Origin of the sequence: Haloparvum sedimenti (genome assembly GCF_001462205.1) — an archaeon.
Classification (GTDB): domain Archaea; phylum Halobacteriota; class Halobacteria; order Halobacteriales; family Haloferacaceae; genus Haloparvum; species Haloparvum sedimenti.
Window position 1 is genome coordinate 21,179 of record NZ_LKIR01000134.1, and the last position, 13,555, is coordinate 34,733.

13 protein-coding genes are annotated in these 13,555 nt (G+C 71.0%); 3 read left to right on the forward strand and 10 right to left on the reverse strand.

Features of this window, described 5'->3' with window-relative positions:
* Positions 1–186 precede the first annotated feature (186 nt).
* The 6 genes from AN233_RS11955 to AN233_RS11980 form a co-directional block, all read right to left on the reverse strand.
* Positions 187–561 (reverse strand): HesB/IscA family protein, encoded by a 375-nt coding sequence (locus AN233_RS11955; protein WP_058367011.1) that lies wholly within the window; start codon positions 559–561, stop codon positions 187–189.
* 93 nt (positions 562–654) lie between these two features.
* Positions 655–1,935: a histidinol dehydrogenase gene (gene hisD, locus AN233_RS11960; RefSeq protein WP_058367012.1), complete on the reverse strand. Its 1,281-nt coding sequence runs from the start codon at positions 1,933–1,935 to the stop codon at positions 655–657.
* A gap of 90 nt (positions 1,936–2,025) precedes the next feature.
* Entirely contained in the window at positions 2,026–2,238 is a 213-nt protein-coding gene (locus tag AN233_RS11965) for a hypothetical protein (RefSeq protein WP_058367013.1), read from the reverse strand.
* Between the two features lie 80 nt (positions 2,239–2,318).
* Positions 2,319–2,960 (reverse strand): DJ-1/PfpI family protein, encoded by a 642-nt coding sequence (locus AN233_RS11970; protein WP_058367014.1) that lies wholly within the window; start codon positions 2,958–2,960, stop codon positions 2,319–2,321.
* A 115-nt stretch (positions 2,961–3,075) separates the two neighbouring features.
* Positions 3,076–3,543 (reverse strand): hypothetical protein, encoded by a 468-nt coding sequence (locus tag AN233_RS11975; RefSeq protein WP_058367015.1) that lies wholly within the window; start codon positions 3,541–3,543, stop codon positions 3,076–3,078.
* On the reverse strand, positions 3,543–4,610 hold the full coding sequence (locus AN233_RS11980; protein ID WP_058367016.1) for an mRNA surveillance protein pelota: 1,068 nt from the start codon (positions 4,608–4,610) through the stop codon (positions 3,543–3,545). Before AN233_RS11980 ends, AN233_RS11975 begins: the two co-directional genes overlap by 1 nt.
* Positions 4,611–4,729: 119 nt before the next feature.
* Between AN233_RS11980 and AN233_RS11985 the strand changes: the two genes are divergently transcribed.
* Positions 4,730–5,791, forward strand: coding sequence for an AIR synthase family protein (locus tag AN233_RS11985; RefSeq protein ID WP_058367017.1), 1,062 nt, complete (start codon positions 4,730–4,732; stop codon positions 5,789–5,791).
* Between the two features lie 521 nt (positions 5,792–6,312).
* Positions 6,313–6,645: a 4Fe-4S dicluster domain-containing protein gene (locus tag AN233_RS11990; RefSeq protein WP_058367018.1), complete on the forward strand. Its 333-nt coding sequence runs from the start codon at positions 6,313–6,315 to the stop codon at positions 6,643–6,645.
* A gap of 12 nt (positions 6,646–6,657) precedes the next feature.
* Here AN233_RS11990 and AN233_RS11995 read toward each other — a convergent pair whose 3' ends face one another.
* Both AN233_RS11995 and AN233_RS12000 read right to left on the reverse strand, forming a co-directional pair.
* On the reverse strand, positions 6,658–8,118 hold the full coding sequence (locus AN233_RS11995) for a cryptochrome/photolyase family protein (protein ID WP_058367019.1): 1,461 nt from the start codon (positions 8,116–8,118) through the stop codon (positions 6,658–6,660).
* A gap of 115 nt (positions 8,119–8,233) precedes the next feature.
* Positions 8,234–8,440: a hypothetical protein gene (locus AN233_RS12000; RefSeq protein ID WP_058367020.1), complete on the reverse strand. Its 207-nt coding sequence runs from the start codon at positions 8,438–8,440 to the stop codon at positions 8,234–8,236.
* Between the two features lie 91 nt (positions 8,441–8,531).
* On the opposite strand from AN233_RS12000, the gene AN233_RS12005 reads away from it, so the two are divergent.
* Entirely contained in the window at positions 8,532–9,530 is a 999-nt protein-coding gene (locus AN233_RS12005; RefSeq protein ID WP_058367021.1) for a TIGR04024 family LLM class F420-dependent oxidoreductase, read from the forward strand.
* A 64-nt stretch (positions 9,531–9,594) separates the two neighbouring features.
* On the opposite strand, the gene AN233_RS12010 is transcribed toward AN233_RS12005, so the two are convergent.
* Together AN233_RS12010 and AN233_RS12015 are read right to left on the reverse strand one after the other, a co-directional pair.
* Positions 9,595–11,793, reverse strand: a complete 2,199-nt coding sequence (locus tag AN233_RS12010; RefSeq protein WP_058367022.1) for an amino acid transporter — start codon at positions 11,791–11,793, stop codon at positions 9,595–9,597.
* A 269-nt stretch (positions 11,794–12,062) separates the two neighbouring features.
* Positions 12,063–13,555, reverse strand: a 1,493-nt coding sequence (locus AN233_RS12015; RefSeq protein ID WP_449271524.1) for a TSCPD domain-containing protein, incomplete at its 5' end; no start/stop codon positions are given.

Below are 13,555 nucleotides of genomic sequence, written 5' to 3' on the forward strand. Positions count from 1 at the left end.
ACGGTCCCTCGGAGCCGCGGTCGCTCGCCGCCCGCTCCACGTGGACCACCTCTCCGTCCGCCGTCTCCATCGCGTCGCGTTCCATACGGTACCCTCCGCGGGCTGAGGGCAAAGGCGTGACGGGCGCGGCGGAAACGCCGGGACGGAGAACTGGAATCGGGGCGGTCGGCGGACGAGCGTCGGCGATTACGTCCGGAAGGACTCGCCGCAACCGCACTCGGAGACGACGTTCGGGTTCTCGACGTGGAACCCCTCGGCCTGCAGGCCGGCCTCGTAATCGAGCGTGCTCCCGCCGATGTAGCTCTGGCTCGCCGGGTCGACGAAGACGCGCAGCCCGTGCGCCTCCACGACCATGTCGTCCTCCTCTGGCTCGTGGTCGAAGCGCATGCCGTAGGAGAGTCCCGCGCAGCCACCCTGCTGGACGAACAGTCGGAGGCCGCCCTCCTCGATGTCCATCCCCTCGCTCTCCATGAGCGAGAGCGCCTCCTCGGCGGCCGCGGGCGTCACCTCGACGCCGGACGCGCCGCCCTCGCCGTTGCCGTCCGCGGTCTCCGTGCTCATGGAGAGAAATATCCGCCGGAGCGTCATAACCCTGACGACGGTCCCACCGATGGGATGACCGTTCTCGGGGTCGGCGGTCCGCGCTCCGAGTCCCTACTCGAACCGCTTTCGGACGCTCTCGGCGTGGGCCTCCAGCCCCTCCGCCTCCGCGAGCGTCGTCACCGTGTCGGCGATGTCGTCGAGCCCCTCGCGGTCGAGCCGCTGGACCGTCGAGGAGCGCAGGAACGTCTCCGTCGAGAGCCCGCCGTACCGCTTCGCACCGCCGTTGGTGGGCAGGACGTGGTTCGGGCCGGCCGCGTAATCACCGGCTGCGACCGGCGAGTACGGACCGAGGAACACGGAGCCGGCGTTGGTGATCCGGTCGAGCAGCTCCTCGTCCGCGTCGGCCTGTATCGAGAGGTGCTCGGCGGCGTACTCCTCCGCGAACAGCACCGCCTCCGGCATCGAGCGCCCCAGCAGCACGCCGGAGGCGTCGTTGTCGAGCGCCGCCCTGATCGTCTCCTCACGCTCGCGCTCGGCCGCGCCCGCCTCGACCGCCTCCGCGATCTCGTCCGCGAGGTCGGGAGCGTCCGTCACCGCGACGACCGAGGCGTTCGGGTCGTGTTCGGCCTGCGCGAGCAGGTCCGACGCGACCAGTTCGGGGTCCGCCGTCCCGTCCGCAAGCACCAGCACCTCGCTCGGGCCGGCGAGGAAGTCGATCTCCACGTCGCCGCGTACCTCCGCCTTCGCGGCGGTGACCCACTTGTTTCCGGGGCCGACGACCTTCGAGACGCTCGTGACGGTCTCGGTCCCGTACGCGAGCGCGGCGATCGCCTGTGCGCCGCCGACCGCGTACACCGCGTCCGCGCCGGCCTCGTGGATCGCCGCCAGCGTGACGGGGTTGATCTCCTCCGCGGGCGGTGTGGCGACCGCGACGTGGTCGACGCCCGCGACCGTCGCGGGGATGACGCCCATCAGCGCGCTGGAGGGGTACGCCGCCGCGCCGCCGGGGACGTACACGCCCGCGCGATCGATCGGTCTGAATCGCCGGCCCAGTTGGCGGCCCGCGCCGAACTCCTCGGTCCAGTCCTCGGGGAGCAGCTCCTCGTGGAACTCCTCGATGTTCGCGGCCGCCTCCCGGATCGCGTCGAGACGCGGATCGCCCGCCTCGTCGAGCTCTGCGTGCGCGCGCTCCGCGTCGTCGGTGATGTCGATGTTCCCGAGCTCGACGCCGTCGAACTCGCTGGAGAACTCCCGGACGGCAACGTCGCCCTCCGTCCGCACTCGGTCGATGATCTCGCGGACGTCGCTCCGGGCCGACTCCACGCCCGCGTCCCGCTCGAAGAACGCGTGGCGCTCGTCCGGCGAGAGGTCCGCGATCTCGCGTACGTTCATGCCCTACCCTCCGGCGGCGACCTCAAAAGGGGTTCCGGAGTACGGGGCCGGCGGGCGGGAGGGACTGGCGAGCGGGACGGACAGCCCGCGTCACTCCTCCAGCGGCCACACGCCGACGAGGTCCAGCAATCCGCGAACGAACAGTCCCGCGAGGAGCGCGGCCGCCGCGAACAGCACCGGCGCCGACAGCAGCACCGCCGTCTCGTAGCCGACGACCAGCCGCGTCGTCCCCCGGATCAGGAACGATAAAAGCACCAGCCCGAACGCGAGCGCGGCCAGTTTGACGAACCTCTCGCGGTCCATAGACGGACCTCACCGCACCGTACCGTGGGCGTTTCGGTCGATGGATGCGAGGTTTTTCGTCCCATGACCGGCGGACTAGATCAAGCGACCTCGTACCGCCGCTCGTACTCGATGACGGTCGCGATCCGGTCGGCGAGCTCCCTGTCAAACGCGGTCTCGACGACGTACAGCGCCAGGTCGAGCCCGGAGGTGACACCGCCGGCCGTCAGCAGGTCGCCGTCGTCGACGACGCGGGCGTCCACGACCTCCGCGCCCGACTCGCGGAGCTCCTCGACCGCGGACGCGTGCGTGACCGCGCGCCGACCGTCCGTGACGCCGCCCTCGGCGAGCAACATCGAGCCGGTACAGACCGAGGCGATGCGGACGCCGGCCTCGTGCAGCGTCGCGAGCGCGGTCGGGATGTCCCCCTTCCGCGCCTCCGCCCACGCGCTCGCCTCCTCGTCGCGAGCGGTCCAGCCGCCGCCGGGGACGACCAGCAGGTCGGGGACCTCCGCGGTTCGGCCGCCCGCTTCGCCCCCGGCGACCGCCTCGGGGTCCACGAGCGTTCCGTCCACGCCGACCTCGGTTCCGTGGCTCGCCGTGACCGTCTCGCGGTCGTCAAGGGTGACGTAGGAGACCTCGACCGCGCCGTCGGTGTACTCGCCGGCGTAGTCGAACACCTCGTACGGCCCGATCCCGTCCAGCTCGTCGAACCCGTCGTACAACAGCACCTGCACGCGCATGGGTGTGAAAAGGGGCCGGCGGGGGTTGAGCGTTGCCGTCGCGGCGACGCGGCAGTGTCGAACCGCCGCGCGACGGTCGGTGCGTCGGTCGGGCTCGGAGGGACGGCGCGACCGATCAGGCTCGCTCGGCCGGCTTCCGGAAGGGGTCGCCGTGGACGGCGCGGTAGACGCGCGGGAACAGGCCGAGGCCGAGCACCTCCGCGGCGCCGCCGCTGAGGAACGCCATCCCCCAGCTTCCGACCTCGCCCGCGGCCGCGCCGACCGCGACGCAGGCGATCAGGAAGACGAGCGAGAAGTGCGCGACGCGGAGCGGCAGCGTCGAGAACTCGCCCCGCCGGGGCCACCCGCCCACGTCCACCGTGCGGGCGCGGTAGACCGCCAGCGCGATCGAGCCCGCGCCGATCGCCGCGAGGCCGGCCAGGGGAACGGTGTCGGGGTACAGCGCCTGTGCGAGGTACGCGACCACGAACGCCGGCGTCGAAAGGACCGACAGCTCCACGCCCGCGAAGAAGAACCGCTCGACCCACGCGGTCAGCCCCTCCTTGTCGTCGACGTAGAGTGATCCGGTTCCGTCGCCCGACATTATTGGAGCCTGTACCGCAGGACAGCGGCGATGCCGCCGAGGTTCGAGAGCTGTTCGCCGGGCGCGAACTCCGAGGAGAAGACGACCACATCGCCGCCCTGTCGCTCGACCGACTGGATCACCTCGTTCACGTCGATGTCCCAGTCGCCCTCCCCCTGTCGCTCGGTGCGGAGGCGCTCGTCGACGACAAGCAGCGTCTCGACCGCGCCGAACTCCGCGGCCTCGGCCACGTCCTGCGGACCGTAGGTCGCCTTCGCGCCCTGCGCGATGTTCTCGGTCAGCTGGTCGATCAGCTCGGCCTCCTTCGAGATGCGGGTCTCCTTCTGCACCTCGTCGACGGCGCCGCGTTTGAGCACCTCGTGGACGCCGCGGTCGCCCACGCCCGCGGTGTCGACGGTCGTGATCCGGTCGGCGAGGTCGCGGAACTCCTCCTCGACGTAGTCGCGCGCGTCCTGCTTCGTGAACCCCGGCCCGGCGAGGATGATCGCGTCGGGGTCGAGATGTGCGAGCGCGTCGCCCAGCTCCTCGAACAGCTCCTCTCGCGGGCGGGAGTACTCGCCCTTACCGGTCGGCTTCGTGAAGGAGGCGTACTCCTCGGTGCCGTACTGCTGGACCGTGTGGATCGAGGCGGCGCCCTCCTCGACGGTGGCGATGGCCACGTCGGGGTTCTCGGCGGCCTCGGTGGCCTCCTCGATGCGCTCGGTCTGGTCCGGTTTGAAGTGCTTCTCGACGACGAGCTCGTCGTGTTCCTCGACGTTGAGGGTGTGGTGCTGGCCGAGTTGGTCCTCGCGCGAGCAGCCGACGATGACGCCGCCGACGCGGAGGCGGTTGGCGAACCGCGCGAACTCCACGTCCTCCACCTCCAGCGTGACGTGGATGTGCTCGCGCTGGCCGCCGGTGTCCCGCATCTGGTCGTCGTTGCGCTGGATCCGGCGCGTCGTGTCGCCCTCCACGAGGTCGCCCGGCTCCAGCACGTGCGCGAGGTGCCAGAGGTCGTCGACGTTCTCGGGGACCAGCGTGAGCCGTTCCCGGCCCTCCTCGCCGTACCCCCGGTTCGCGATGCGCATACCCGGCGTTCGGGCGGTCGCCTATCAACCCTTGTCCTTCGCGGTCGCCGGGAGCCCCGCGGAACGACCGCGAGCCCCGTCCCGCAACCGCTTTGCCGCCCGCGGCCGCGCCTTCCCGCATGAGCGACCAGTCCGGCGGCGGTAAGGTCTCGCGGGCGTTCTTCGAGGAGCGGATCGCGCCGAACCTCGGCGCAGAGCGGTCCGACGTGGCGCTCGGCCCGGCCCACGGCTGCGACTTCGGCGTGATCCGACCGAACGGGAGCCCCCACGCGACCGTCCTCGCGACCGACCCGATCTCGATCCTCCCCGATCTGGGCCTCGATCGGGCGGGGCGGTTCGCGCTCCACGTCGTCCTCTCGGACGTGGCGGTGTCGGGGGTCGCGCCCTCGCACCTCTCGATCGCCTTCTCGCTCCCCGAGTCGATGATCGACGACGAATTCGGCGCGGTGTGGAAGGCGGTCCACGAGGAGTGTGAGCGGCTCGGTATCGCGGTGACGACCGGCCACACCGCGCGCTACCCGGGTGCGACGCTCCCGTGGGTCGGCGCCGCGACCGCCATCGGCGTGGGCGACCCCGACCGGATCGTGCGCCCGGACGGCGCCCGCGTCGGGGACCGGATCGTCGTGACGAAGGGGCCGGCCGTGGAGTCGGTCGGCCTGTTCGCGTCGCTGTTCCCCGAGGCGATCGACCTCCCCGCGGAGACGGTCGCGACGGCGCAGGAGCTACTGGACGACGTGCGCCTCGTCGCCGACGCGCTCGCGGTCGCGGAGGCGGCGCGGGGGGCAGTCGGCGACGGAAACGCCGGCGTCCACGCCATGCACGACGCCACAGAGGGCGGTCTCCTCGGCGCGTTCCACGAGATGGCCGCCGCCGCGGGCGTCCGGTTCGCGGTCGAGACGGATGCCGTCCCGTGGCAACCGGGCGTGAGCGCGGTCTGTGACGCGCTCGGGATGGACCCCTGGCGCGCGACGACCGCGGGGACCCTGTTGGCGTCCGTCGCGCCGGAAGCCGCGGACGCGGTCGTCGAAGCCCTCCGCGACCGCGACACCCCGGCCGCGGTCGTCGGCGAGGTGCAAGAGGGCGAGGGAGTCACGCTCGATGGAACCGAGACCGACGCGCCGACCGGCGACGCCTCGTGGCCCATTTACGCGGACCTCAGCGCGCGTGAAACGACCGATTGAGACCGATACTGAGTGACGCAGACCGAACCAGAAACGTCGATTTTCTGAAACTCCCGGCGGTCCGGTGCTGTTGCGGTGCAGTGCGGTGGGCGCGCGCCGCGGCGACCGCGGAGCGTGTCGCCGCGACCGCGCGAGGGAGGCGGCAGCGCGGCCGCATTGCGGTGCGGTTTTCGCGGCCGCGCCGCCGCCGAGGTTGGGGAGGTGCGAGGCCTGCGGTGCGGGGCGGTCGCGGTCCGGGATGGGACTGAAAGGGGCAGCCGGCTCGATCCGGCCCCGAGGCCTCAAGCACCGCAGCGAGCTGTGCGGAGAGCGAGGAGCGCAGCGCGTCTCGCGGCCGGTCGAGCCGGCTGGGGCTTTCGAAGTGTTGCTGTCCAGATCAGCAGGATCCGCACCAGTCACAGAAACAACGCAATCTGACAGAAAGACAGAACGAACCGCGTAGTAGACTCAGTATCGCCGTGGGTCATCACACCGATCCGCGGTCGACTACATTTAACCGTCCGCGCGGGAACGTCCCGGTAATGGCCATCGATCCGAACTTCGAGACCAACCGCGAGCGCGTCGGGGAGGAGGACGGCGTCGCCGTCTGGGGTCCCGTCGACCCGCCCGAGAAGCAGGGGATCCGCGGGACGCACGTCGCGGTCGACTTCGACATCTGTCTGGCGGACGGCGCGTGTCTGGAGGACTGCCCGGTCGACGTGTTCGAGTGGGTGGAGACGCCGGGACATCCGGAGTCCGAGCGCAAGGCGAACCCGATAGACGAGGACCAGTGTATCGACTGCATGCTCTGCGTCGACGTCTGTCCGGTCGACGCCATCGACGTGGACCCCGGCCGCGAGAACCGTATCGACTGACCGGCCCTTCTTTCACCCCGACTCCTCGGGATCCTCGCCACGAGCGCGCTTGAACATCGCCATTGCTTCGTCGCGGCGCTCGGAGTGGTCGACGATCGGCGCCGGGTAGTCAGGGGCGGCGCTGTCGCGCTCCGCCTGCGAGAGTTCGTGCCACGAGTGGATCGTCTCGGGGTCGACGCCGCGCAGCTCGGGCACGTACTCGGTGATGTACGCGGCGTCGGGGTCGTAGCGTTCCCCCTGCGTCATCGGGTTGAAGATCCGGAAGTACGGCTGCGCGTCGGTCCCCGTGGAGGCGGCCCACTGCCAGCCGCCGTTGTCGTTGGCGGTGTCGTGGTCCACGAGGCGCTCGCGGAAGTGGGCGTACCCCTCCCGCCAGTCGATCAGGAGGTCCTTCGTGAGGAACGCGGCGACGATCATCCGCACGCGGTTGTGCATGTACGCCTCCGCGCGGAGCTGGCGCATCCCCGCGTCGACGATGGGATAGCCCGTCTCGCCGGCCTTCCACGCGCCGAGGGCGTCCGCGTCCTCGCGCCACGCGATGGGCTCCTCGTACGACTTGTAGTTCTCCGTCACCACCTCGGGGTTGTGGTACAGCACCTGGGTGTAGAACTCGCGCCACGCAAGTTGGCCCTGGAACTCCTCGACGCTCTCCGCGGCGTCCGCCTCGGGGCGGTCCGCGGCCGCGTCCAGCGCTTCTTCCGTCGCCGCGTACGCCTCGCGGACGCCGATCGTCCCGTACTTGAGGTCCTGCGAGAGCCGCGAGGTGGCCGACTCGGCGGGGTAGTCGCGCGCCTCCGCGTAGCGGAACACGTCGTCCGCGAGGAACTCCTCCAGACGCTCGCGCGCGGCAGCTGTCCCCGCCTCGGGGAGGTCGGCGTCGGGTTCCGCGAACCCGAGATCAGCGGGGGTCGGAAGCTCCGCGAGGAGCGCGTCCAGTTCGCCGCGTGCGCCCTCGACCTCGTCCGCGGAGGCGAGGTCGTCCCCGTCGGGCGTCGGTGCCGGGCCGTCCGCCTCGCGGTCGTCCCACTTCTTCCAGTAGTAGGTGTAGACGGAGTAGGGGTCGCCGGCGTTCGTCCGGATCGAGTCGGGCGTGTGCAGGACCGCGTCGTGGTGGGCCTCCCGCGGCACGTCGGCCTCGTCGAGCGCCTGCCGGACCGCGGCGTCGCGACGCCGCGCGAGTCCGGAGTAGTCGCGGTTCCAGACGACGCGCTCGGCGTCGAGTTCGTCCGCCAGCGCGGGCACGACCGCGGTCGGGTCGCCGCGCGCGAGGAGCAGGTCGCTCCCGCGGTCGCGGTACGCCGCCCGGAGCGCGTCGAGCGCGTCGAGCAGGAACCCGACGCGGGGCGCGCCGGCGTGCTCGAGCACCGCGTCGTCGAACACGAAGACGGACGCGACCGCGTCGCGGTCGGCCGCGGCCGCGAGCCCGACGTTGTCCGCGACGCGCAGGTCCCGCCGGTGCCAGAAGAGTTCCATGCACGCATTTGGGGCGTGCACTACCTGAAAGTACGGGAGCGCGACGCCGACGGGACGACCGCGCGCCGCCCCGACGACGGGAGGGCGGGACCGCCGACCGCCACGGTCGGAAGGGCTACCGGAAGGCGAACACGGCCCAGCACGCCGCGAATCCGGCCACCAGCGCCGCCGACAGCGCCGCCACCCCCATCGCGCCGCCGACTCGGAGGAGGACGGCGCCGCTCGTCACCGCCAGCAGGCTCGCGAGGAGGAACGCGACGTACGCCCGCAGGTAGGTGCCGAGGATCGGCGTGTTCCGGAGCGCTCTCAGGGGACCGCGCACGTCCGGAACCGCGTCCGTCTCACGCAAAAGGGTTCTCCCCGCGTCCCGATCCGCCACCCACGCTTATGAGCCGGCGGCCGGTTCGGGGGGTATGGACCGCGCGTTACACCTCCCGGTCGCTTCGCTCCCGCGCCTCGACGACGTGCTGGGGCTGTTCGAACGCGGCGAGGCAGCCGGCTACGACGCCGCCTACCTCCCCGAGACGTGGGGCCGCGACGCCGTCACGACGCTGGCGCTCGCCGCCGAGCGCACGGACACCATCGACCTCGGGACCAGCATCCTCAACGTCTACTCCCGGTCGCCCGCGCTCGTCGGCGCGACCGCCGCCACGCTCCAGGAGGCCGCGGACGGCCGGTTCCGGCTCGGGATCGGCCCGAGCGGCCCGGCGGTGATCGAGAACTGGCACGGCGCCGACTTCGGCAACCCCCTCAGACGCACCCGCGAGTACGTCGACGTGATCCGGCGGGTCCTCTCCGGAGAGGAGGTGACCTACGAGGGCGAGTACGTCGACCTGCAGGGGTTCCGACTGCGCTGTGCGCCGCCCGACCCCGCCCCGCCGGTCGAGGTCGCGGGCATGGGTCCGAAGGCGGTCGAACTCGCCGGGCGCTTCGGCGACGGCTGGCACGCGCTGCTGTTCACGCCCGAGGGGCTTCGCGACCGACTCGGCGACCTCGAACGCGGCGCCGAGTTGGGCGACCGCGACTCCGACGATCTCCGGACGGTCCTCTCGCTGACCTGCTGTGTGCTGGAGGACGGCGACCGCGCCCGCGAGCTCGCTCGCCAACACCTCGCCTTCTACGTCGGCGGGATGGGCACCTACTACCGCGACGCGCTCGCCAGGCAGGGGTTCGAGGAGCGCGCGAACGCCGTGTACGACGCCTGGCAGCAGGGCGACCGCGAGGCCGCCCTCGCCGCGTTCGACGACGACCTGCTCGACCGGCTTGCGGTCTGCGGAACGCCCGCGGAGGCCGAGGCCGCCCTCGACCGCTTCGCGGCCGTCGAGGGGCTCGACGCGGCTGCGGTGTCGTTCCCGCGCGGCGCCGAGGTGGACGAGATCCACGAGACCATCGACGCGCTGGCGCCCGTCTGAGCGGTCGGCGACGGAGCGCTCCACCGCGTTCGACCGCCCCCGAACGCGTCGGGCGCGAGGCAAGTCAGAACAGGCGCCGCTCGAGGGCCCGCCGGAGCCGCCCCGGCTGTTGTGCTCCGTAGACGACCAGCGTTCCGTGTTTCGTCGTTATCGCCGCGGGATCGGGGCCGCGGTCGAATAGCCGATCGGTGAGGTCGCGCTGGACGCCGCTGACGACGAGCACGTCCGAGTCGGCCGTCGCGGCGTCGATGGCCTCGCCGGTCCCCGACTCGACGATCCGGGTCGTGACCGGTGCCTCACACAGCGCCGCGAGGTCGGCGAGGTAGTCGTCGGTCGTGTTGCGGCGGCTCTCCGGCGGGTCCGCACCGATGGGGAGGTAGAACGTGACCGTCCCGCCGACCGCCGTGGCGAGCGCGTCCGCGAGCGCCACCTTCGTCGGGTCGAACGGCCCCTCGTCGGTGACGACGCCGATGCGCTCGGCGGCGTCGTGGTCGAGGTTCGAGACCTCGACGACGCTGCAGGGCGCGTGGGCCTCGATCCAGTCCACGTCGCTGCCGAGCACCGTCTCCGACCCGGTCGATCGCTCGATCAGCAGGGTGTCGGCGCCGACCGACGCGGCGTAGTTGACGATGGCGTGGCGGGTGTCGTGGCTGACGACCTCGCCGTACCGGATCGGGATCTCCGAGTCGGTCGCTCGGTCGGCCATTCTGGCCTCGAACGCCTGATCGGCTTCGGTGAGGACGGACGCGGACTGCGGGAGCGGCGTCTGGTCGGGCGTCTCGTCGAACTGGGCGACCCGGACCCCTCCCTCGCGCGTGCGGGCGAGGTCGGTCGCGAGGTCGATCAGCGACCGCTCGACGGCGGGCGGCGTCCGCTCGGTCACCGCCACGAGGACCTCGTCGCCGGCGGTGCCGATCTCGGACTCCGTCTGTTCGACCACGTCGCGGCCGACGCTCCGGCGGACGGCGTCGGTCACCGCACCCTCGCGCCCGACTCCGCCTCGTCGGTAGACGAAGAGGTAGTACCAGCCCATCGAGCCGAGGATGATCGCGACGGCGCCGACCAGCGGGACGAACCCGATGTACCGGAGCAACACCACTCCGCCGACGATTCCGACCACCTGCGGGACGGGGTACAGCGGGGACTCGAAGCTCGGGTCATACGCCTCGATGGACCCCTGCCGAAACGCGATCAGCGCGACGTTGATCAGGATGAACACGAGGATCTTGAACGCGCTGGCGAGTTTGGCGATGTCGTCGATGGGAACGAACGCGACGAGGACGAGCAGCACGCCGCCGGTGATCGTGATCGCGTTGACCGGCGTCTCGAACCGGTCGCTGACGTCCTCGAAGATGTCCGGTGCGAGCCCGTCGCGGCTCATCGCGAAGGGGTAGCGCGACGAGGAGAGGATCCCGGCGTTGGCGGTGCTGATCAGCGCCAGCAGCGCGGCGACGACGACGGCGGCGACGCCGACGGCCGGCAGCGCGTTCTCGGCCGCGACCTGCATCGGCGTCTCGGTGGCGGTCAGCGCCGCTTCGTCGGCCACCCCCACCATCACGGTCACGATGGCGACGTAGATCGCGGCGGTGATGACGAGCGACCCGAGGATCCCGAGCGGGAGGTTCCGGTCGGGATTCTCGACCTCCTCCGCGACGCTGGCGATCTTCGTGACGCCGGCATAGGAGACGAACACGAACCCGGTCGCACCGAGGATCCCCCCGATCCCGTCGTCGAAGAACCCCTCGAAGCGGGCGCCCTCGACGCTCGGCGCGCCGGCGACGATGAACCAGACCATCACGGCCAGCATGACCGCGACGATGGCTATCTGCATCCGCCCGGTCTGTTTCGCCCCGACGACGTTCAGGACGATGAGCAGGGACGCGACGGTAAGCGCGACCGGCGTCACCGGCAGGTCGAACAGCAACACCAGGTACGGCGCCCCGCCGACCAGCGCCAGCGCCCCCTTGAACGTCAGCGAGAACCACGTCCCGACGCCCGCGATGGTGCCGAACAGCGGCCCCATCGCCCGCTCGATGTAGAGGTAGGTCCCGCCCGCCTCGGGCATCGCGGTGGCCATCTCGGACTTGCTCAAGGCGGCGGGCAACACCAGCACGCCCGCGAGGAAGTAGGCGAACACGACGGCCGGCCCGGCCATCCCCATCGCCAGCCCCGGCAGGATGAAGATGCCGCTGCCGACCATCGCGCCGATGCTGATCGCCGTCACCTCCGGCAGCCCGAGGTCGCGCTCCAGTTGCTTGCCCATCAGGTGGCGGGGTGTATCGCAGTACCGTCGTGTCCGCTCGGTCCGGCCGTCGAAGAGGGTTCAGTCATGATCGACCGGTCGTTGACGCATACCGAACACGTGTCGGCGAATACCGATAAAGGTGGTCGCTCCGTCCAATTTCGAGATTCCGAGACGGAGCGGTCGTCCTCGCCGGTCCCCTGTCGGGGGCGCGACGGGACAGAAACCGGTTCAGAAGCGGCAAGTCGGGAAAGCGTCAGAAATGCCGGTTCAGCGGCGGTGCGACTCCCTCAGCACTCGGACCAACCGCACGACTCGCAGGTCTTGCAGCCCTCCGAGTAGTAGAGGCTCATCGAGCCGCAGTCCGGGCACTCCGGGGACTCGCCGGCCGCGATGAGGTCCTGCGTGCTGTCGTCGCTGCCGGCGGCCTCCTTGCCGCCCGCGGCCGGACCGCCCGCCGAGACCGAGGCGCCGGCGTCCGCGTCGACCGCGCCGCCGTCGGTGTCGGCGGGCGGACTGCCAGCGTCCGCCTCGGCGCCGTCCTCGACATCCGTAAGGGACTGCTGCTGCGGGATCCCCTTATCTATCTCGTCGTCGAGGTAGCGGCGCAGGGCCGTGCCGATGGCGTCCGGGATGGACTGGATCTGCTCGCCCTTGTCCCACGCCACCTTCGGGCTGCGGGTGCCCTGCAGCTCGTCGACGACCTCCTCGGGGTCGACGCCGCTCCGGAGCGCGGTCGAGATGACCTTCGCGAGCGCCTCCGTGAAGGAGTTAGTGTAGCCGCCGGAGTGGCCGATGTTCGCGAACAGCTCGAACGGCCGGCCGCTCTCGTCCTCGTTGACGGTGACGTAGAGCTTGCCGTAGCCGGTCTCGACGCGCTGGGTCACGCCCGAGAGCGCGTCCGGACGGGGCTGGGTCTCGGTGTAGTCGACCGAGGGCTGCTCGCTCGCCTCGAGCAGGCTGTCGACCTCCGCGTCGATCTGGGCCCGCACGTCCTCGTTGTCGAGGAACGCCTCGAGCCCGCCGAAGACCTCGTTGATCTGCTCGACGATGGTCTCGGCCGCCTCGGTCTCGTCCGCGAACTCCGTGTTCTGCGCGCGGGTCGTGAGCACCTGCTTCGAGCGCGTGCCGTCGCGGTAGACGGTGACGCCCTTCCCGCCGTGGTCGTAGATGTAGCGGTACACCTCGTCCATGTCCTCCTTGCTCGCGGAGTTGGGGAAGTTGCAGGTCTTCGAGATGGCGGAGTCGACGCCCTCCTGACAGGCGCACTGGACCGCGGCGTGCTGCTTGCCGGAGAGGTCGCCGGTGACGACGAACAGCTCGCCGATGGCGTCCGGGACCGTCTCGAGCCCCTCGACGCCGTCGAACTCGTTGTCCGCCATCTGGGCCTGCGCCTCCTTCTTGACCTCGGTCACGTCGATGTCGTTCGCCTCGAGGGTGCGCAGGAAGTAGTCGTCGAACTCGACGAGCATCTCGTCGCCCTGCACGTCGTCGGAGACGTTCTTGTAGAAGGCGACGTTGTAGATGGGCTCACAGCCGCCCGTCGTGTTGCCGATCATCGACGTGGTGCCGGTTGGCGCGATGGTCGTCGTGTTGTGGTTGCGCACCGGGAAGCCGTCTTCCCACTCGTCGGCGTCGAGGCCGGTGTGGTGCTCGAACCAGTCGGCGTACTCCGTCGGGTTCGCGTACTTGGAGTCGTCCCAGTCGTTGAAGCTGCCGCGCTCCTCGGCGAGCTCGTGGGAGGTCCACTTCGAGCCGTGGTTGATGTGGGTCATCAGCTGGC